Consider the following 22,026-nt stretch of genomic DNA (forward strand, 5'->3'; position numbering starts at 1 on the left):
TTAGGAAATTTTAAGCTTACCTAACTGCGAAAAAATCTTGAAAGTTCGCCTTGTCGCAAGCTTGTTCTTCCCAGTCTACCAGCTTCACTTAACTCATGTTTTAAAATTTTTCGAAGTTCTTTATCAGATATATCCGATTTCTGCTCAACCTTCTCCTCAACGATTACTTCCCCCTTAAGCAAAAGCTTTATCCCGGCTAGATTCAAGCCTTTATCTAAAAGGTCCTTAATTTCTAAAAGTTTGTCAACATCATTGAAGGAAAACAAACGTTGATTGCCAGAGGTTCGTTCCGGTGTGATTAATTCATTTTCTTCATAATATCTGATTTGTCTCGCTGTTAGTTCAGTTAGTTTCATAACTATACCAATTGAGAACAAGGGCATCGAACGACGATCTTGATCATTCAAAAGATAACCCCCTAAGCTTTTATAACAACATTATAAATTATGTAAGGTATCCTGTCAATTATATGTCAGGAATTCTAACATCGTTTTTCATAGAAACTCTTTATAGTCATTCTATTCCCTTTTTAACCGGTAAAAAACCTTTATCCAATAATACTTTTACGGATTCTTTTAAAGCGATTTTCACATGAGAATAGGTTAATCCTCCTTGAACAAATGCTGTAAAGGGCTCTCTTATTGGGCCATCTGCTGATAGTTCAATGCTTGCACCTTGAATAAATGTACCAGCGGCCATAATGACCTCATCCTCATATCCCGGCATTTCGCTAGGGTACGGTGTAACAAAGGAATTTACTGGAGAATATTGCTGGATGGCCTGACAAAAAGCTATCATTTGATCCGCTTCTTTAAAGGTTACCGATTGAATTAAGTCTGTTCGTTTCTCCTTATAACCTGGTGATGTTTGAAACCCGACCAACTCCAGAAAACGCGCGGTTAACACTGCTCCCTTTAACGCTTCCCCAACAATATGTGGTGCAAGGAAGAACCCTTGATACATTTCTTGAAGCATGTCCATCGTAGCACCGGTCTCTTTACCAAGTCCTGGAGCTGTTAAACGATTCCCGCATTGGTGTATTAAATCCGCTCTCCCAACAATATATCCACCAGCTCGTACAATTCCACCACCTGGATTTTTAATTAAAGAACCAGCCATAATGTCTGCCCCAACCTGAAGTGGTTCCTTATCTTCCACAAATTCACCATAGCAATTATCAACAAAAACAATAATGTCTTGATTGATTTCCTTTACAAAACGAACCATTTCACCAATTTGGTCAATTGTAAAAGATGGTCTTTCATCATATCCTTTCGAACGCTGGATACCAATAACCTTTGTTTTCTCATTGATTGCATGTTTTACCTTTCTATAATCAATTGAACCATCCGCCGTCAGTGAAACTTCATTATAATTAATATGAAAATCAATTAAGGAGCCCGCATTATTTCCTCGTTTACCGATTACTTCTTCCAACGTATCATAAGGTTTTCCAGTTATATAGATTAATTCATCATTCGGTCGCAACAACCCGAATAAAGCTGTGGAAATCGCATGTGTCCCGGAGACGATTTGCGGACGAACGAGTGCATCTTCTCCGCCAAAGACATCCGCATAAACAGCTTCTATCCCCTCTCGCCCTAAATCATCATATCCATAACCAGTCGTCGAATTAAAATGACTATCGCTAATCCGATTTTTTATAAAAGCATCGAGTACTTTCTTTTGATTCATTTCTACAATCGTATTAATTTCTTTAAATCGCTCTCCGCAATTTTCTTCTGCTTGTGTTATCCAATTTTCTATCATCTGTTTTTGTTTCTCCTCTTCTAGCTGTTCATTTGTAAAAAGAAATGTCGACTACATTTAATTCATTTTCTATAATAAGAAATGATTCAATGCATGGTCTTTTCTTATAGACCCTTCAATCAAATATTTATTTTTATCTTCATCAAACTGTTTATAAGTAATAATTGTCTCTTTCGTAAGTTTATTGATTAAATTGCCTTGATCGGGATTTAATTCAACCGAATAAGGTTGCCACTGTTCTTTAAGCATGTCTTCCACCTTTTGCAAAACCAACTCATTGTCCTTTTTATCGTATGCACTTACTAACAGGTATGGATGATTCTCTGGTATAAAGTCCCCTTCCACCATATCTCTTTTATTATACAGTGTCAGCATCGGTAAATGATTTGCCTCAAGCTCTTCAAGCAAACGATTTACAGTATCCTGCTGCTGCACTTGGTCCGGATGGGACGCGTCTACTACATGTAATAAAAAATCTGACTCAACGACTTCTTCTAATGTTGACCTGAAGGAAGCAATTAATGCTGTTGGAAGCTCCTGAAGGAATCCAACTGTATCTGTCATAAGCAGTTCAAACCCTGAAGGCAAACGAACCTTTCTCGTTAATGGATCTAATGTTGCAAATAAGAGATCTTCCTCAAGTGAGTCACTCATCGTTAATCGGTTAAATAATGTTGATTTTCCTGCGTTGGTATAGCCTACAATCGCTATTTGGAAAGTAGCATTATTTTTTCTTCTTTTACGGTACTGTGTTCTTTGGTTAACAACTTGCTTTAATCTGCTCTTAATATCATCGATACGCTTATTTATATGTCTTCGGTCCGTTTCCAGTTTTGTTTCCCCTGGACCTCTTGTCCCGATTCCGCCCCCAAGTCTTGACATTGCCACTCCTTGACCATGTAACCTCGGCAGCATATATTCTAGCTGAGCGAGCTCAACCTGCAGTTTCCCTTCCTTCGTTCTCGCACGCATTGCAAATATATCAAGGATAAGCTGACTGCGATCAATAATCCTTACTCCAAGAAGGTCTGTCAAGTTTCTTAATTGTCCTGCCGAAAGCTCATCATTCGACAGGACGAGATCGATTTCCACTTCTTCCATAAACGCAATCATTTCGTGCACTTTTCCCTCACCAATATATGTAGCAGGGTGGATACGATTTCTATTTTGAGTCATAACCTTTTCTACCGTTCCACCTGCAGTTTTGCTTAATGAGATCAATTCTTCTAATGAGGAAGAAAAAAGTTCATCACTTTGTGTCTTTTGTTTTACTGCGATAATTAGTATTTTTTCTTTAGACATTTGTAACCTCTTTCTTTTATGTCTTGCTTTTGTATTTCCATCATAACAAAGAACGTTAATCAGGGTCTAATTGTAGGTCATTTCCAGTAAGTTGAATCAAATCTTTCGTTGTATAAGTCGCTTGCTCTAAAACACGCACTGCATGTAATCGAATTGCACGCTCAATCACATTTCGTACATACCTTGCATTGGAAAAATTTCTGTTTTTCTCATAGAGCTTTTTATATAGATGATTTCGCAGCTCCCTTTCTGCTTCTTTTGTTAGGTTATATTCCCGAAGCGATGCCATCTGCTTCGCGATCTCCATCAATTGATTTACCTCATAGTTTGCAAACTCAAGGATAAAAGGAAATCTGGACTCCAAACCAGGATTAAATGTTAAAAAGCGGTCCATCTCATACGGATAGCCAGCCAAAATAAGGACAAAGTCATCATGATTATCCTCCATATGCTTTACTAAGGTGTCAATCGCTTCTTTACCGAAATCCTTTTCTCCACCACGCGCTAAGGAGTAAGCTTCATCAATAAATAGTATGCCACCCATCGCTTTCTGAATAATTGCTCGCGTTTTTTGCGCTGTTTGACCAATATATTCCCCTACAAGATCAGCTCTTTCAGCCTCTATAAAATGCCCTTTGGAAAGAATATTCATATCATAATACATTTTAGCCAGTTTTCTAGCTACCGTCGTTTTTCCTGTGCCAGGGTTACCTTTAAAAAGCATGTGCAATACTTGCTTCGAGCTTTTTAATCCCATTTCTTTCCGTTTTTCATTCATTAAGATTGTTGCATAAATTTCCTTTATCGTCTGCTTCAAATTATTCATCCCAACAAATGAAGAAAAAGCAGCATCAACCTTGTTGAACGGACTGTTTTCGATTGATAGTGGTTTTGCGTTTGGTATAGTATCTTTTCGTTCCTGTAAAATTATATTAATCTTTCCATTTTTATATCCTTGCATCTGTGTCACTGTGAAATCACCCCTTATTCCATCCCATTATACGCAAACAGGAAGATATGCGTGACAATAGCCCAGCATATGGTATTTCAAATGCAACATGATTTTATAAAAAATGAAGTCATGTAACCACTAAAGTCATTTTAATCGCAATCCAATCAAACAGTTACGCTTCTTAATATGTCGCCATTTATATCATTTATGTACCAGTACAACCCCATCAATTGATTACATGAGGTGTGTCTCTAAATATTTCCACCTCTAAAAGCAGGAAAACGGACGCTTCAATTAGCGTCCGTTACAATAGCTATTCTTTATCCAAAGTTACATTTTTAACTGGAGCAAAGGTTGAGATAGCATGTTTAAAAATAAGCTGCTGTTTACCATCCGTTTCTACTAAAACTGTAAAATTGTCAAATGCTTTAACAATACCCCTCAATTGAAAGCCATTTGTTAAAATCACAGTAACTGAAATATGATTCTTTCTCAATTGGTTTAAGTATTGATCCTGAATATTGACTGATTGCGCCATCAAACTTCCTCCTCTTTTCTATCTGTATGTATTAATTCTATCATTTTTTCAAAATTCCTGCTAATTCCTCGAAAATTAATGTAAAATCTTCATCAATTGTGGAAGGAGTTACAGAATACCATGTAACATCCATTTTGTTTTTGAACCATGTATATTGTCTTTTTGCATATCTTCTTGAATTTCGTTTCAGCAATTCAACCGTTCCCTCTAAACTTTGTTCACCTTTAAAGTAGCTGATCCATTCCTTATAACCGATCGCTTTCATCGATTGACAGCTGGCATATCCTTCATCATACACTTTTTTTACTTCTGTTTTTAAACCTTTCTCAATCATTTGATCTACTCGATCGTTGATTCGCTCATATAATAGCGCTCTTGGCATTTCTAATCCAAGCAATATCGGGTTATAAGGTGATTCCATCACTTGGTTTTTTTCGTATTCACTCATTGTCATTCCAGTTGTTTCATAGATTTCCAATGCACGAATAACCCGTCGGTGGTTATTTGGATGAATTTTCTTAGCTTGCTCTGGATCAATTTGCTCTAGCCGCTGATATAACGGCATAATTCCTTCTAACTCAACTATTTCCTCCATCTCTTTAGTAAGTAGAGGGTCCCTTTTACGATCTGAAAAATTATAATCATAAAGGGCGGCCTGTATATACAATCCACTCCCACCAACAATAATCGGCAACTTTCCTCGTGCTGTAATTTCAGCAATGTATTGCTGTACCAGCTCCTTAAAATCAGCAGCAGAGAAGTCCTCATCTGGCTCTCTTATATCAAGCATATGATGCGGAATACCTTGCATTTCCGCCTGCTTAATTTTTGCTGTACCAATATCTAGTCCTTTGTATACTTGCATAGAGTCTCCGCTGATAATTTCACCATTAAATCGTTTTGCAAGCTCAATGCTTAATTTTGTTTTGCCAACAGCGGTCGGTCCTATAATTGCGACTACATTTTTTTTCATAGTATTCCCCTAAATTACGTTTTTATTCATAAGCTATATAAGCCTTTAACATCCAGACATCTTTCTCTAACTGGCCTTGTAATGTTATTAACAAATCTGATGTTGGTTCATCATTTAATTCCCCAGCAAGCGGAATGCCTGTCTGTTTCATTTCCGATATGATTTGAGCGAAATCGTGAATTAATTGTTGGATGATCTCTTCCTCTTTATCATCTGCGTTAGCTTCATCCAATGTTGCTTCTTTTAAATATTTGCTCATAGTAGCAAGTGGCTTTCCATCAATCATTAAAACCCGTTCTGCGATTTCATCAATATCTGTCGCAAATCGTGTATATAATTCCTCCATCTTTTCATGTAACTGAAAGAAATGTCTACCTTGAACAAACCAATGGTAGCGGTGTAATTTTACATACATAATAAAGTAGTTTGACAGTAATTGATTTAAGAAATTAACTAGCTTTTGATTTTCCACTTTACACACACCTAAAATGTATTTGCAATAATGCATAGTGTTAGCTTTGGCATGGTGTGAACAATTTATACATATCGAATTTAACTCCCGTACAGATTAAGAAGTTCCAACTGTAATCCGAATGATTCTTATAATATATAAACTGTGGATTAGTGTATTTAAATGGATTGTGCGTCTACCCGCTCTGGAAATATACTTCGCTAGTATATGCTCACCAATTATTACTTGTGGAATTAATAAACACGATATCGATGTGCTACCAGTCCGGGTGAGCGCAGGGCGTGACTCCAGTGGGAATAGCGCGTGTCTGAAGACTCACCGGAAGCGGGTTTCTTCCGGAGAGGCTGAAGCCCCGTGCCCACGGAAAGCATCCGCCCGGAGCGATCCCGGACGGCGATTGTTGCACAGATTAGCAAATAATCACTAGTTTGGAGTTTCTTTCAAATACTACTTAACTAGGTTACAAAAAAACTTGGGCTTATAGTGATTCTAAACTAATCAAAACAAAAACTTTACTTTACGGACAATGGTTGGTTACATAACGCGCTTGAACATTTTTTCCAGTTCATACGTCGAAAAGTGAACAATAATTGGCCTGCCATGTGGGCATGTGAATGGATCGGTTGTCGTTCGCAAGTCTTCCAGGAGTCGAAACATTTCTTCCTGCTTTAAATAATGGTTTGCTTTGATGGAACGTTTACAGGACATTAGAATTGCTGCTTCTTCACGAATCAATTCCACATTCACTTTCTCTTCATTCATAATTTGCTCGACCATCTCACGTATAACTTCTTCCTCAAACCCTATCGGAAACCAATTTGGGTGTGAGCGAATTACATAGGTTTGATTCCCAAAAGCTTCGAAAAACAAACCTACTTTCTCAAAACTTTCTTTATATTGCTCAATAAATATTGCTTCTCGTTTTGAGAATTCAAAGGTCATCGGTAAAAGCAATTCCTGTGATTCATTCATAGGCTTACCTAATTTCTCTTTAAAGAATTCGTATTTGATTCGTTCCTGCGCAGCATGCTGATCAATCATATAAAGTCCATTTTCATTTTGAGCCAGGATATAAGTTCCTTGTAACTGACCAATAGGATACATAGTCGGCACACGTTGTTGATCGACTTCTATAGGCTGTTGCTCTACCACTGGTGTCTCTATATAGGATGCGGCAGGAAAACTCTCTTCAGTATCCGCTTCATCTTTCGTTGCTGTATATTTTTCTTCGTATTCAACGGAAGAAGCATCAGGCTCTCGAACCTCATTGACTGGTGGATTGTATTTTACCAGCTGTTCTTTCGACTGCAACCCTCCGTTCTCACGCTCTCTCTCCACTACAGGATTATCAAAATTCATCGTATGTTGGACCGATTTCTCTTTCGGTGTCACTTTTCTTTCCATTTCTGGTATTAATGTTATTTCTCGAAATTTTTGTTTAATCGTTTCTTCAATTGCTGTAAACAATTCCCTATCTTTACTAAATCGAACCTCAAGCTTCGTTGGATGGACGTTCACATCGACCAGAATTGGATCCATTTTGATTGATAACACAACAATGGGTGACCGCCCAATTGGCAAAAGCGTATGGTAAGCACGAATAATTGCTTGGTTCAATGCTACACTTCGTATATAGCGTCCATTTATAATAGTAGAGATATAGGCTCGTGAAGCCCTTGTTACTTCAGGCTTGGCAATATAGCCTCCAATTGAAAAATCAAGGGTCTCATGCTTAATTGGGAGCATTTTTTTAGCAATATTCATTCCATAAATTTGTGAAATAACTTGAAGTACGTCACCAGTTCCAGCTGTTTTGAATAAACCTTTCCCATTATGTGTCGCCTCAAAGCGTATTTCTGGATGGGATAGGGCTAATCGATTTAGCAGGTCTGTAATGTGACCTAATTCCGTGTGCAAACTTTTCATATACTTTAATCGAGCTGGCGTATTAAAAAAAAGATTCTCTACGATGATTTCCGTTCCTTTACGTGCATCGGACTTCTTTTTTTCTAATACCTTTCCGCCTTCTAAAGCTAGAAAAGTACTTGCCGAATCACCCTGTGAGGTTTTAACAATTAGTTTACTAACAGAAGCTATACTAGCTAAAGCCTCTCCACGAAATCCAAGGGTTTTCACATGGAATAAATCCGTTTCGTTTTTTATTTTACTTGTAGCATGCCGGAGGAACGCTTTCGTTGCATCTTGCTCGGACATTCCGTCACCATTATCAGTAATCTTAATCTGCTGTAAGCCGGCTTCAACGATATCTACCTTAATCCAAGTACTGTTTGCATCGATGCTATTTTCCACGAGCTCTTTTACGACAGAAGCCGGTCGTTCAACAACTTCTCCTGCTGCTATTTTGTTTGCGAGACTCTCAGACATTTGTATAATAGGCATGCAAAAAATCCTTTCTTTTTTGAAACAGTTCATAAGTCCGGTAAAAAGGAACGTGGAGAACATCACATCCTGTGCAAGTCCGTATCGCACGCAAAAACTTCGCCGCCTCTAACCTACTAGCCAATCTCGTTCCTTTTTATGCTCCTTTTGAACACATATTTTATTGCTTCACCATTTTCTGTAATCTGTACAATTCATTCATTGCTTCCAATGGTGTCAGTTCAAATAGATTTAAATCTTTTAATTCCGTTACAACCATATGCTGCTTAGCAGACTGCTTTTCTTTTTTTGCAGGAAGCTTTTCCTCAACGAAGAAACTTAATTGACCATCTTCTATTTTTTCTGTCCTCGGTGTTGGTTTATCATCACTTTCTAATTCCTCTAAAATGACGGTAGCTCGTTCAATTAAAGCATCCGGCAGCTCAGCAAGCTTTGCAACATGAATGCCATAGCTTTGATCTGCTGCACCTTCTTTAATCTGGTGTAAAAACACAACTGTTCCTTCATTTTCTTCTGCACGAACATGGATATTTTTAAGATTTGACAATGAATTCTCCAGTGCCGTCAGCTCATGATAATGGGTAGAAAATAATGTCTTAGCATGAATATTATTATGAATATATTCAACAATAGCTTGTGCTAAGGCCATTCCATCGTATGTGCTTGTTCCTCGTCCGATTTCATCCAAGAGAATCAAACTTCGATCGGTTGCATTTGCAATTGCATGCTTCGCTTCCAGCATCTCAACCATGAATGTACTTTGTCCTGAAACCAAATCATCTGCTGCTCCTATACGAGTAAATATTTGATCAAAAATAATTAATTCAGCCTCTTCACAAGGGACAAAACAACCAATCTGTCCCATAATAGCTGTTAATGCTAGTTGCCGCATATATGTACTCTTGCCTGACATATTCGGACCAGTAATTAACAAGATACGCTTGTCCTCATCCAATGTAATATCATTCGGTACAAATAAGCCCTCTTTCATAACTTGCTCTACAACCGGATGGCGACCATTTTTAATCATTAATTTGGTACCTTCAAATGTTGGACGCTGGTAATTATTTTCCTCACTAACTGTTGCAAATCCTTGTAATACATCAATTTTACTTACAACCTCTGCAAGTTGCTGAAGTTCAGGAATATGCGTTTTTATTTTCTCTCTGATTTCGATAAACAATGTATATTCTAAATCAACACTTTTTTCTTCTGCTTCTAGGATGAGAACTTCTTTTTCTTTCAGCTCAGGAGTAATATAACGTTCTGCATTTGTTAATGTTTGTTTTCGCTCATATCTACCTTCAGGCAAAAGGTGAATATTAGCTTTTGTCACTTCGATATAATAGCCGAATACCCGATTATAGCCCACTTTTAAGGATTTAATGTTGGTTTCTTCTCTTTCTTTTTTCTCAAGTTCTGCAATCCAGGTTTTCCCATTCTTAGAAGCATCCCGATAGGTATCCAATGTTTCATTATAGCCATTCTTAATAATCGATCCTTCTTTAATCGATATTGGTGGGTTTTCTACAAGACTATCATCTAATAATGTAACAAGATATTCAGGATAGACAAGTTGTTCGGCAAGTTTGCTAAGTTCCTTTACCTGAAACTGCTCTAATGTATTCTTCAATTCCGGAATCTTTTGCAGCGATACTTTTAACTGAATTAGGTCTCTAGCGTTCACATTACCGAATGCGATTCTTCCAGCTAAACGTTCGAGGTCATAAACGGATTTCAAAACCTCACGCAATGTATCGCGCTCCATAAAACCACGATAAAATCCTTCAACCGCTTCGAGACGCGCTTCAATTTGATTCTGATCAAGCAATGGTCGTTCTAACCATTTTTTGAGCATTCGTGATCCCATTGCAGTAGCAGTTTTATCTAGTACCCAAAGCAGACTACCGTGTTTTCCCTTTTTCATAATCGTTTCTGTCAATTCTAAATTTCGTTTGGAATACATATCAAGTGAGAGATGATCCTTTAACCTAATAACTTCTGCAGGCTGCAGATGGTCGAGGGATCTCTTTTGTGTATCTTGAATATAATTCAATAGACGACTAAATGCTTTCATTAAACGTTCATCATTTAAGTTCTCACTTAGATTACGATATTCCGCACTGAACGCTACTTCATTTTGATATGACAGTGTAATATTCAATCTTTCTTTCAGTTGCAGCTGCATTTCTTCCGGTAAATTGGAAGAAATAACAATCTCTCGAATCGGCTGATTAAACAGTTCATGAAGAACCGAATCCCACCCACCGTTAATTAATGCAAGGTTATTCTCACCCGTAGATAGATCATTATAAGCAACTACATAGGAACCATCCTTAAAATGGGAGAGACTTGCTATATAGTTGTTTTCTCCTTCTTTTAGCATATTGCTTTCCATTACTGTTCCCGGTGTAATCAGCTGAACAACTTCCCTTTTTACTACTCCTTTTGCTGTTTTCGGATCCTCTACTTGTTCGCAAATCGCAACTTTATATCCTTTTTCAATTAATGTTTTTATGTAATTTTCAGCAGAATGGTGCGGGATTCCACACATCGGAATTTCTGCTTCACTCTTTCCCCCACCTCTTTTTGTAAGGGTAATTTCTAACTCCCTAGCAGCATCAATTGCATCTTCATAAAACATTTCATAAAAATCACCCAATCTGTAAAAAAGGAATGCATCTTTATATTCTGCTTTTATTTTCATATATTGTTCCATCATTGGTGTAAGCTTAGCCATCGTAAATCCTCCAACTGCCCAAAAATATTCTTCTGCAATTATAGCATAAATCAGCCTCAATAGTAGAAACGAAAAATTACACTGAAAATGATGAAACACGATCGTACGCTTTACTTATGCTGAAAAAATAAAAAAGCGAGAGTATTATCCCTCGCATTTTTTAGTCTTTCTTTTGGAAAAAATCTGGCTTAACATCCTTTGCTTCATCTTCTGTCATTTCGAAATCCCACGCTTCATCATCGTCTTCTTCCGTTTTCTCCCAATTCGGATTTACTCTTACAAACACTTTTGTATCACCAATTATTTGGACAATAAATTCACGTTCAATTTCGATTGTGACTTTATTTCCATTACTAGCGATCTTGCATTCCAAACAATTCGGTTGTTGAATAACTTTAGCAATGACATCGTATTCGTTATTAATTGATTTTTCATCTTTAATGGATAGGGGGATGATATCACTATAAGTTACTCTTTCTGTAACTACTTCTGTTTTCGTGTTGTCATTGTACGAGTACCAGACATTTATATCGTAGCTACCGTTAATTTCTACCGTGTCCTCTGATTTTTTCTTGGCATTATATAAATGATTGATTACCCAGCAACCTAATATACTGGAAGGTCTATGCGATGGTGAGATGGCATGGGAATCCTGCGTGAACTTACGTCCTTTTCCACAGACTGCTTTTGTTATGATTTCTCTATATTCTTTATCTAGAAAAGTCATGATTACTTTTACCTCCTCTTTTTTCATAGTCATTTTATGCAAGACAAATACCTAAAGTGCATAGCATTTCATTAAAACCAGGAATAGTAGGTTTTTTAAGTACTTTAATTATTACTTCTAGGCGTTTTGGATTGTCTCAGTAGCTTATTCCAATTACATATACTTTGTGAACTTTTGATCTACACAATAGAAAAAAGCCAGGCAATTTAAATAAAATTGCCTGGCTTTTCTGTTAAAGCAGTAGCGAGACTTCCGCTTTTATGCTTAATGGCTACAGCCAGATTTATCATTTGTTTTGGATCCAGTTTCACCCGCTAGTAAATCTCCCCCAGTGGATTCAATGACGTTATTCGTCACTTCACGTGAGATTGTTTTTGAAACGAGTTGTAAAACATCATTTACAACAATTTGCGTCTCTTTAAATTCCTGAACAACTGGAATACTGTCAATCTCTTCTTGCAGTCGATCAATCTCAGATTCAATTCGCTTTAAAGCTTCTCTTTTTTCATACGCTTGAAAATTAACAGCCTGTTTTTGCAGCGTTTTAATTTTTTGAATCAGCTTTTGAACCTTTTGATTCTCATTAAGTTTAGCTTCCACCTGCTTAAAACGATCAATTTCTTCCGTATTTGCCAACATTGTTGCCAGCTTTTTTGCTTCATCTAGTACTTCTTTGCGAGTATATTCAGCCATTTTAATTCACCTCAACTGTGTTTTCAACCATTACACCATCTAATGACCATGTTTTTGCTTCGGTTATTTCAACTTCTACAATTTTCCCAATGGATGATCTTGGTCCTTTAAAGTTAACAAGCTTATTTTTTTCTGTATAACCTGCAAGTACATCTGGGTCTTTCTTACTCTCGCCTTCTACAAGCACTTTAACCGTTTTCCCTTTGTATGTTTTCATAGACTCAGCCGATTGTTTATTAACAAGCTCATTTAACCGATAAAGACGTTGCTTTTTCACTGATTCTGGCACATCATCTTTTTTCCTTGCTGCTGGTGTACCTTCACGTGGAGAGTAAATATAGGTGTAAGCAGCTTCAAAGCCAACCTCTTCCATTAAGGTCATTGTCTCTTCAAATTGCTCTTCTGTTTCATTTGGGAAGCCAACAATAATATCAGTTGTCAGTGTTACGTTAGGTATAGCTTTACGTATTTTACGAACTAATTCCAAATAATCTTCTCTCGTATATTTACGATTCATTTTCTTAAGGATTTCACTGCTTCCAGATTGTACAGGAAGATGAATATGATCCAGTAAATTTCCACCTTGTGCTAATACTTCAATTAAACGATCATCGAAGTCTCTTGGATGAGAAGTTGTAAAACGCACTCGTGGAATATCAATCTTATGAATAGCATTCATTAAATCTCCAAGTCCATATTCAATGTCCTCAAAATCTTTTCCATATGCATTTACATTTTGACCTAGTAATGTTACTTCTTGATAGCCTTGTGCGACTAAATGACGCACCTCCTGGATAATATCTTGTGGGCGGCGACTTCTTTCTTTACCACGTGTCATTGGCACAATACAATAGGTACAGAACTTATCACAGCCATACATAATGTTTACCCACGCTTTGATCTTTCCATTACGGACCTTTGGAAGGTTTTCAATAACATCCCCTTCTTTTGACCATACTTCAACGATCATTTCTTTTCCAAATAACGCTTCTTTCACTAACTGTGGTAAGCGATGGATATTATGCGTTCCAAAAATAAGGTCGATATGCTGATGCTTCTTTAAAATTCGATTTACTACAGATTCTTCCTGGGACATACAGCCACAGACCCCTATGATCAGATCAGGTTTTTCTAATTTAAGCGGTTTTAAATGGCCGATTTCACCAAATACTTTATTCTCTGCATTTTCACGAATGGCACATGTGTTTAACAAAATAATGTCAGCATCGTTTGTATCGGACGTAGGTTCATAACCCATTTCAGTTAAAATACCAGCCATCACTTCTGTATCATGTTCATTCATTTGACAACCATAGGTGCGAATTAAAAACTTCTTTCCTTTTCCAATAGTAGCTACATCTTCTGGAATAGCAAAATCATAATGAATTTGAACGTCTTCATTCCGACGCTTTCTTGCCTTTTTAATATCCGGAGATTGTGGTTCATAACTTGTCTGGAAATATTTTGAGATCATTTCATCACTTGACGTATTTTTAATTCGTTCTATGTTATTATCTATTGGTATAATTTGAGCTTGTTGTTTTCGTTGTTCTTCGTTCATCAAGAAACTCCTTTCAGGTCAATTTCACATTATGTATAGGTATACAATAGTAAAGTATAAAGCTTCTAACTAAATTTAACAATACTTCTAACTAGAGAGCAAATAAAAACCTTCCTACGATAATAGGAAGGTTGCCAAATTCGTCACATTATCTTGGTTCAACAATTAACTTAATGGCCGTGCGTTCTTCATTGTCAATTAAAATATCCGTAAATGCAGGGATACAAATTAAATCCACTCCGCTTGGTGCGACAAACCCTCTTGCAATGGCTACTGCTTTCACAGATTGATTAAGTGCTCCCGCACCTATCGCCTGAATTTCCGCTGTGCCGCGCTCCCTTAAGACATTCGCAAGTGCGCCTGCTACTGAATTTGGATTTGATTTAGCTGAAACTTTTAATACTTCCATTACTAGTACCTCCTTCATGCGCTATTGTAGTTATATTGCTACTATATTCGTGGAGATGTTAGCTTATTCCCTATAATGTATCTAAGTTAGAAGAATTCAATGAATCAACCGAAGAATGGGTGATCGTCATTGATGATAATTCGTTCTATCTTAGTTGCTTTACCCGAATTATCATCAATTGTAACCACAATTCCATTTAATTGTGTTCTACCCGACTTTGTAATTTCAAAACGCACTGGTAATGATGTTAAAAACCGTTTCAACACAGCTTCACGATCCACCCCTAAAATCCCATCATAAGGACCCGTCATCCCGACATCTGATATATATGCTGTTCCACCTAGTAAAATACGTTCGTCCGCAGTTTGCGTATGTGTGTGTGTTCCAACTACTGCGCTTACTCTCCCGTCTAAATACCAGCCCATTGCTTGTTTTTCACTTGTTGCCTCTCCATGAAAATCAACAAAAATAAGATTCGTTCTTTTTTTAGCTTCTTCGATTAATAGATCTGCTTTTTGAAATGGATCATCAATTGCCGGAAGAAAGGTCCGTCCTTGAAGATTAATAACAGCTACTTCTTTTCCATTTAGATTAATATACACAATCCCTTTTCCTGGATTATTTTCTGGAAAGTTAGCTGGACGAATCATATATTTCGCATCATCAATAAATTCAAAGATTTCTTTTTTGTCCCACGTATGGTTACCCAGCGTAATTACTTGAGCTCCCCATTCTAAAAATTGTTTATAAATCTTTTCTGTTATCCCCTTACCAGAAGCAGCATTTTCGCCGTTGATAATTGTCATATTTGGGCGATATTTTTCCTTCAATCGAGGTAAATATTCTTGCACCATATCACGCCCTGGTGAACCAACAACATCACCAATAAATAGTATTCTCATCGTTCTATCATCCTATCGTTTATAATAGTATAAGTTTTTCATATTGCAAGCTGATTGTCAAAAGATAGCACGAAGGGGCAATCGTCTAAAAAGTTTTTTTCCATCAACGATAAGCATGAGTTTCACGAGCCAGATTCCAAATTCATTCCAGTTGGCTGTTAATAAAGATATATAGCACCTAACATGCAAAAGAGCACAGACACCATTTAGGATGTCTGTGCTCTTCTTACTTCGCATATTCAACTGCTCTTGTTTCCCGAATAACAGTCACTTTAATGTGACCAGGATAATCGAGTTCTGATTCTATCCGTTTTCGTATATCACGTGCTACGCGAACAGATTCAATATCATCAATTTCATCAGGTCTTACCATAATTCGAATTTCTCTACCAGCCTGGATAGCGAATGATTTCTCTACTCCTTCAAAGGACTCCGAAATTTCCTCAAGCTTTTCTAAACGTTTGATATAATTTTCAAGTGTCTCACTTCTTGCACCTGGTCTTGCAGCAGATAATGCATCGGCTGCGGCTACCAGGACCGCAATAACTGAAGTAGCTTCTTCATCTCCATGATGGGATGCAATCGAATTAATGACAACCTCGTGCTCTTTGTACTTGATTGCTAGCTCTTTTCCTATCTCAACATGACTGCCTTCCACCTCATGATCAATTGCCTTTCCAATATCATGAAGTAATCCAGCCCTTTTTGCTAACGTCACGTCCTCGCCAAGTTCTGCAGCAAGCAATCCAGATAAGTAAGCAACCTCTGTTGAGTGTTTCAGCACATTTTGCCCATAGCTTGTACGATATTTTAGACGACCGAGTATTTTAACTAGATCTGGATGTAACCCATGTATTCCAACTTCAAACGTTGTCTCTTCTCCAACTTCGCGTATATATTCGTCAACTTCCCGTCTGGCCTTCTCCACCATCTCTTCGATTCTCGCAGGATGAATTCGACCATCCTGCACCAGCTTTTCTAGTGCCATTCGAGCAGTTTCTCGCCTGATTGGATCGAAACCAGATAATATAACCGCTTCAGGTGTATCATCAATAATCAAATCAATACCTGTTAACGTTTCTAAAGTCCGTATGTTACGACCTTCTCGTCCAATAATACGACCTTTCATTTCATCATTCGGAAGGTTTACGACAGAAACGGTTGTCTCTGCAACATGATCAGCAGCACAGCGCTGTAAAGCTAAAGATAGGAGACTTTTCGCCTTCTTATCCGACTCTTCTTTCGCTCGATTTTCAGCTTCCTTAATCATTACAGCAGCTTCGTGTTTCGTTTCTTTTTCGATTCGTTCTAAAATAATCTGCCTAGCCTGGTCAGTTGTATATCCTGAAATGCGCTCAAGCTCAGTTTGCTGCTCTTGTTTCATAGCTTCCACTTTGCTTTCCATTTCTTCAATTTGTTGTTGTCTGTCTGTTAAAGATTGTTCTTTCTTCTCTAACATTAATTCACGCTTGTCTAATGTTTCACTTTTTCTGTCCAGGTTTTCTTCTTTTTGCATCAGACGGTTTTCCTGTTTTTGAGCTTCGGAACGTCGCTCACGTAACTCTTCTTCTGTCTGCTGACGAAGCTTGTGATTTTCATCCTTTGCTTCAAGAAGCGCTTCTTTTTTAATCGCATCTGCATTTCTGCGAGCTTCTTCCATCTTTTGTTTTGCGAAGGTTTCCGCACTGGAAATTTTAGCTTCTGCAATAGATTTACGTATCAGATAACCAACAACAATACCGACGATCAGAGCAAGCAAAATGGAGATGATTAAAAGAATAATGTCCATGATTTCACCTCCTATTGCTATAAAATTGTACAATTCATATTGTCGGCATGTAACATTCTGAATGCATTAAACATTAAAGTAACTTTATAATAGAATTATAAAATTATACATCTTTAATTTTAATTGTGAAAACAGCTAATGTCAAGAAAACCCACAACTATATGTATAAAAACTTTCCAGATTGTGGTTTTAGTCTTTGAAATTATGAATAAATCAGTATATTTAAGCTGTACTATTTTTCGCTTGAACCTACAAAAGAATAAAAGCGGAAGCGCTCGAATAGGGACGTACCAAGGTTAGAGAAGTCTCGCTAGGCGCTGGACATAGCTGTTGCAGTAGCTATGCTGTCCACAACATTCAACATTTATAATTTACAAATTGAAAAACCTTGATCAGGCGATAAGCAACCGATCAAGGTTTTATATGCTTACATATCCAAAGTTTCCTGCTCAGTTGTTTCCTTGCTGTCACTTGCTTTTCCTTCTGCTTCTGTACCGTCATCATCCAGGTTATAGTGCTTACGAATTTCACCATGAATTTCATTCATGATTGGTTCGTTTTCTAATAGGAATTGCTTCGAGTTTTCACGGCCCTGACCTAGTCTTTCTCCCTTGTAGGAATACCATGCACCACTCTTAAGCACAACATCCAACTCAGAACCGATATCAAGAATTTCTCCTTCTTTCGAAATTCCCTTACCATACATAATGTCGACTTCGGCTTGTTTGAATGGCGGAGCGACTTTATTTTTAACAACTTTAATTCTAGCTCTATTCCCAACCGCATCATTTCCAGCTTTTAGCGTTTCTGCACGACGTACTTCTAAACGAACAGAAGAATAGAATTTAAGTGCACGTCCACCTGGTGTTGTCTCTGGGTTTCCGAACATAACCCCAACTTTTTCACGAATTTGGTTAATGAAAATAGCTGTTGTTTTTGATTTATTAATTGCTCCAGAAAGCTTTCTTAATGCTTGTGACATTAGCCGCGCCTGTAATCCAACATGTGCGTCTCCCATGTCTCCTTCGATTTCTGCTTTTGGTACGAGGGCCGCTACCGAGTCAACAACGATAATATCTACAGCACCACTTCGTACAAGTGCTTCAGCAATTTCTAGTGCTTGCTCACCCGTGTCAGGCTGTGATAAAAGCAACTCATCAATATTTACACCTAAGGCTCTCGCATAAATGGGATCTAATGCATGCTCGGCATCAATAAACGCAGCTTGTCCACCCTGCTTTTGCGCCTCAGCGATTGCATGCAGTGCCACAGTTGTTTTACCTGATGACTCCGGACCATATATTTCAATAACTCTTCCTCTAGGATATCCACCAATACCTAGTGCAACATCCAATGCCAACGATCCACTAGGTATCGTTGCTATTTTCTGAGCTTCATTTTCACCTAGTTTCATAATGGAGCCTTTACCAAATTGTTTCTCTATTTGTCTCAAAGCCATATCTAAAGCTTGTTTTCTATCACTCAACGAAACTACCTCCTTGATTTATCTATATTCATCATACATGTTTTTTCGGTATTTGCCAAGTAAAAAACGAATAGATGTTCTTATATTTTCGAAGTAAAAATTATCCAAGATTCGTAGTTTTAATAGTATTGAATCGCTTAAATATTATTTTTTATTGTATAGGCTGGTCTAAATTATGATTTTAAGTAATTAAACAAAAGTTCTAACCCCTTTAAACAAGCCCTTTTGCGGACTGCAGAACGTGCGCCATTGAATAAAAATGACTCTACTTTTTTGTAGCCATTTTTATCAGAAATAGCAATATACACTTTTCCTACTGGCTGACCTTCCATTTCATCTGGTCCGGCTACTCCTGTAAAACCAATGCCAATCTGGGAAGCAAACTTGATTCGGATCTGTTCTGCCATCTCATAGGCACACGCTTCGCTTACAGTCCCTTTTTCCTGAATGGTTTGCTCAGTGACACCAAGTATATTTCGTTTGATTGCTGTATCATAGCAAACAAGTCCACCTGAACACACACGAGAAGCGCCGCTAACAGATATGATTTTTTCTGTAAACATCCCTCCAGTTAAACTTTCAGCAGCTGCCATTTTTTTATTTTGTTTCAGAAGTAACTCTACAATGACTTGCTCGATTGTTTGATCATTTTCTCCAAAGAAGTGACCTCCAACCCTTGCTAAAATCTGCTCTTTTGTTTTTCCGAGCAGTTCATCAAGCTGCTTCTCTGATGCCCCTTTTGCGGTTAATCGAATAACGACGCCATCATCCTGAGCAAGGGGAGCGATAGTAGGATTACTCTGGGCAATAATTAGATCTTTTAATTCATGTTCCAGTGTTGACTCACCAATACCTATAAATTTCAGCACTAATGATTTTATCATCTGCTCATCACCAGTCAAATCACGTAAAAACGGCACAATTTCGTCCGTTGTAATCCGTTTCATTTCCCTTGGAACTCCAGGAAGGAAAAACCATACCCTTCCTTCCAGTTCTACTTTCATGCCCGGTGCCATTCCTGCATTATTTTCCAATACAGTGCACCCCTTAAAAATTCGTGCTTGCTTGCGATTGTTTGGAGTCATCTTTGAAGTATGATTTTTAAAATACCTTTCAATTTTATCAAGTGTTGCTTTATGCTCCACCATTTCCAGCTTACTTATTTGCTGGAATGCCTCTCTTGTTAAATCATCATCGGTTGGACCGAGCCCACCAGTAACGATAATAATATCGGATCTATTTTGCGCTTGCAAAAAAGCCTCTTCAACACGGTTTAAATTATCACCCACGACAGCATGATTATAGACATTAATCCCATACTGTGCCAGTTGCTGAGATAACCATTGTGCATTCGTATTCGCGATCTGCCCAAGCAACAACTCTGTCCCAACTGCTACAATTTCAGCCTTCAATTGTTTCATTTGTTCGACTCCTTCATCACATGCCAATTTTTGACGAAATAATCAATACCAGAAACTACTGTAAAGAACAATGCGATATATAACATAATTATACCAAACGGAAAGTCAATATAAGCAAACGGGAAGTTATGCAGCAATAAAACTGCGATTGCAATCATTTGTGTAGCTGTTTTCAATTTACCCATTTTTCCTGCAGCAAGTACAATTCCTTCACCTGCAGCTACAAGGCGTAGTCCAGTTACTGCAAATTCCCTGCTTATAATAATGATAACAACCCATGCAGGAGCTAATCCCATTTCAATTAACAAAATAAGCGCAGCTGAAACAAGTAATTTGTCTGCTAAGGGATCCATAAACTTACCTAGATTGGTAACTAAATTAAATTTTCTAGCATAATAACCATCTATCCAATCGGTTCCTGCTGCGATAATAAAAATCAATGCAGCAATAAAATGTGCTATAGGTAAGTCTGCCGCACCGATGTCCCAAGTACCCCAATCCAAAGGTAAGCTAAGTAAAAGTATAAAAATGGGTATCATCATAATACGTGATAATGTGAGTCGATTTGGTAAATTCATTTGTTTGTTTCCTCCTAATTTTTTAAAATTGATTGATTGAAAACTTGGCATTCGTTAAAGGGATTCTTACGTAAGCAATCTTTGCTTTCTTAGCAGCCCTTATACTTTTGAGTACAGGATTTTTAGGCCAATGTCTCAGTTGCACTTATGGACTTCCTAACTCAAAAATGATATAAAAACCCTTCCACATAGGTAAAGGGAAGGGTTTTATCACACATTAACGGGCTGTAATACCCTTGTGGTATAGACAGCCCATAAATTCCTGAATCTGTTCAACTTACATGCAGTAGACAACCTACCTTATGAAGTTTCACTTTATCTATGGTATTCAGTTTCTACAACGATCCACCATATAAAACATAAATGCTATAGTTAACGCGTAATACTTAAATTCAAGCGTTGGTGTACATACTGCCCAGCATCAACAGGATACTCCAGCTCAACACCATTAATAGAAATTTTTAAAGCAGGAGCATACCCAACATTAAATGAGATTGTCTCGGCATCACTGATATCAATTTCTACCGGTGATTCATCAGCAGAAAAACTACTATTATAGAAAGCTTCCCCACCTTCTTCTCTGATTTCTAACCATGTATGATGTTCAGGGTCAGCAGACTCCAATGTAATGATTACCTTTTCGCCAGCATTCGCCATTTCAATTGTAGAAACAGGTTGAGAACCAGTTCCTTCCTCTGTAACCGTAAACTCAGGGTCTGATTGTTCATTTGATTCTTCTTGCGTTTCATCTTCATTTTCTTCATCGTTTGTATTTTCATCTGAACCATCTGCTTCATCTTCAGCACCGTCATTGCCTGTTCCAGTATCATTTGGATTCGTAATAATAACATTATCATCCGGTTCCTCTACAGGATTCGTTGAATCCCCAGCCATGTTTTCTCGAATAAACCACCAAGCAACAAAGACAATACCGACAATCAATAAGACCACTATTATAGTTGGAATTAATGAAGATATGCCACCGGATGATTTCTCCGTCTGATTTTCTTTCCTTGTCCGCTGCATTCTTGTATATTGTACGTTTTCTTCTTCTGTACTAGGAATTTCTTCTTTATGTTCTTCTACTAATTCGTTCGGATTCAGTCCGACTGCATTTGCATATTCCTTAATAAATGCTCTTGCATAGAACTTACCAGGTAAAATATGCAGATTCCCTTCCTCGATTGCCACTAAATATCTTTTTTGAATTTTTGTCGTTTCCTGTAAACTATCCAGAGATAATCCACTAGCAAGACGCGCCTCTTTCAGCTTCGCCCCTACATCCATATATAACACCTTCCATTTTATAGGTA

Annotated in this window: 19 protein-coding genes; all 19 read right to left on the reverse strand. The window is 37.6% G+C overall.

The features are described 5' to 3' along the window. Positions 1-20: 20 nt before the first annotated feature. Positions 21-383, reverse strand: a complete 363-nt coding sequence (locus MHH64_RS14755) for a MerR family transcriptional regulator (protein WP_118889011.1) — start codon at positions 381-383, stop codon at positions 21-23. A gap of 130 nt (positions 384-513) precedes the next feature. Next, on the reverse strand, positions 514-1,770 hold the full coding sequence (locus tag MHH64_RS14760) for a methionine gamma-lyase family protein (RefSeq protein ID WP_340001973.1): 1,257 nt from the start codon (positions 1,768-1,770) through the stop codon (positions 514-516). A 69-nt stretch (positions 1,771-1,839) separates the two neighbouring features. Continuing rightward, a complete protein-coding gene (hflX, locus tag MHH64_RS14765) occupies positions 1,840-3,072 on the reverse strand; it encodes a GTPase HflX (protein ID WP_303449774.1) in 1,233 nt (410 codons plus the stop codon). 55 nt (positions 3,073-3,127) lie between these two features. Then, entirely contained in the window at positions 3,128-4,033 is a 906-nt protein-coding gene (gene spoVK / locus MHH64_RS14770; RefSeq protein WP_095308846.1) for a stage V sporulation protein K, read from the reverse strand. A 304-nt stretch (positions 4,034-4,337) separates the two neighbouring features. Continuing rightward, positions 4,338-4,562 (reverse strand): RNA chaperone Hfq, encoded by a 225-nt coding sequence (hfq, locus tag MHH64_RS14775; RefSeq protein ID WP_095308785.1) that lies wholly within the window; start codon positions 4,560-4,562, stop codon positions 4,338-4,340. A gap of 40 nt (positions 4,563-4,602) precedes the next feature. Beyond that, positions 4,603-5,535 carry a tRNA (adenosine(37)-N6)-dimethylallyltransferase MiaA gene (gene miaA, locus MHH64_RS14780; protein ID WP_340001974.1) on the reverse strand — a complete coding sequence of 311 codons (933 nt, stop codon included), beginning with the start codon at positions 5,533-5,535 and terminating at the stop codon, positions 4,603-4,605. Positions 5,536-5,557: 22 nt separating this feature from the next. Next, positions 5,558-6,007, reverse strand: coding sequence for a DNA starvation/stationary phase protection protein (locus tag MHH64_RS14785; protein WP_095308781.1), 450 nt, complete (start codon positions 6,005-6,007; stop codon positions 5,558-5,560). A 534-nt stretch (positions 6,008-6,541) separates the two neighbouring features. Further along, the gene (mutL, locus tag MHH64_RS14790) at positions 6,542-8,407 is read right to left on the reverse strand and encodes a DNA mismatch repair endonuclease MutL (RefSeq protein ID WP_340001975.1); all 1,866 of its coding nucleotides are present in this window, start codon (positions 8,405-8,407) and stop codon (positions 6,542-6,544) included. A gap of 160 nt (positions 8,408-8,567) precedes the next feature. Beyond that, the gene (mutS, locus tag MHH64_RS14795) at positions 8,568-11,147 is read right to left on the reverse strand and encodes a DNA mismatch repair protein MutS (protein WP_340001976.1); all 2,580 of its coding nucleotides are present in this window, start codon (positions 11,145-11,147) and stop codon (positions 8,568-8,570) included. Positions 11,148-11,307: 160 nt separating this feature from the next. Further along, on the reverse strand, positions 11,308-11,874 hold the full coding sequence (locus tag MHH64_RS14800) for an outer spore coat protein CotE (RefSeq protein ID WP_095308776.1): 567 nt from the start codon (positions 11,872-11,874) through the stop codon (positions 11,308-11,310). Positions 11,875-12,138: 264 nt separating this feature from the next. Beyond that, the gene (locus tag MHH64_RS14805; protein ID WP_095308774.1) at positions 12,139-12,567 is read right to left on the reverse strand and encodes a YlbF family regulator; all 429 of its coding nucleotides are present in this window, start codon (positions 12,565-12,567) and stop codon (positions 12,139-12,141) included. 1 nt (position 12,568) lies between these two features. After that, positions 12,569-14,128: a tRNA (N6-isopentenyl adenosine(37)-C2)-methylthiotransferase MiaB gene (gene miaB / locus MHH64_RS14810; protein ID WP_095308772.1), complete on the reverse strand. Its 1,560-nt coding sequence runs from the start codon at positions 14,126-14,128 to the stop codon at positions 12,569-12,571. Between the two features lie 148 nt (positions 14,129-14,276). Continuing rightward, on the reverse strand, positions 14,277-14,537 hold the full coding sequence (locus MHH64_RS14815; protein WP_011066027.1) for a stage V sporulation protein S: 261 nt from the start codon (positions 14,535-14,537) through the stop codon (positions 14,277-14,279). A gap of 104 nt (positions 14,538-14,641) precedes the next feature. Next, positions 14,642-15,439 (reverse strand): TIGR00282 family metallophosphoesterase, encoded by a 798-nt coding sequence (locus MHH64_RS14820; RefSeq protein WP_340001978.1) that lies wholly within the window; start codon positions 15,437-15,439, stop codon positions 14,642-14,644. A gap of 226 nt (positions 15,440-15,665) precedes the next feature. Then, positions 15,666-17,228, reverse strand: a complete 1,563-nt coding sequence (gene rny, locus MHH64_RS14825; RefSeq protein WP_095308769.1) for a ribonuclease Y — start codon at positions 17,226-17,228, stop codon at positions 15,666-15,668. A 427-nt stretch (positions 17,229-17,655) separates the two neighbouring features. Next, positions 17,656-18,714: a recombinase RecA gene (gene recA, locus MHH64_RS14830; protein WP_095308768.1), complete on the reverse strand. Its 1,059-nt coding sequence runs from the start codon at positions 18,712-18,714 to the stop codon at positions 17,656-17,658. Positions 18,715-18,887: 173 nt separating this feature from the next. Then, positions 18,888-20,135, reverse strand: coding sequence for a competence/damage-inducible protein A (locus tag MHH64_RS14835; RefSeq protein ID WP_340001979.1), 1,248 nt, complete (start codon positions 20,133-20,135; stop codon positions 18,888-18,890). After that, positions 20,132-20,713, reverse strand: coding sequence for a CDP-diacylglycerol--glycerol-3-phosphate 3-phosphatidyltransferase (pgsA, locus tag MHH64_RS14840; RefSeq protein WP_095308764.1), 582 nt, complete (start codon positions 20,711-20,713; stop codon positions 20,132-20,134). Before pgsA ends, MHH64_RS14835 begins: the two co-directional genes overlap by 4 nt. Positions 20,714-21,085: 372 nt before the next feature. Next, the gene (locus tag MHH64_RS14845) at positions 21,086-22,000 is read right to left on the reverse strand and encodes a helix-turn-helix domain-containing protein (protein WP_118888903.1); all 915 of its coding nucleotides are present in this window, start codon (positions 21,998-22,000) and stop codon (positions 21,086-21,088) included. Positions 22,001-22,026 lie beyond the last annotated feature (26 nt).

Source organism: Oceanobacillus sp. FSL K6-0127, assembly GCF_037983385.1.
GTDB classification, from domain to species: Bacteria; Bacillota; Bacilli; order Bacillales; family Amphibacillaceae; genus Oceanobacillus; species Oceanobacillus profundus.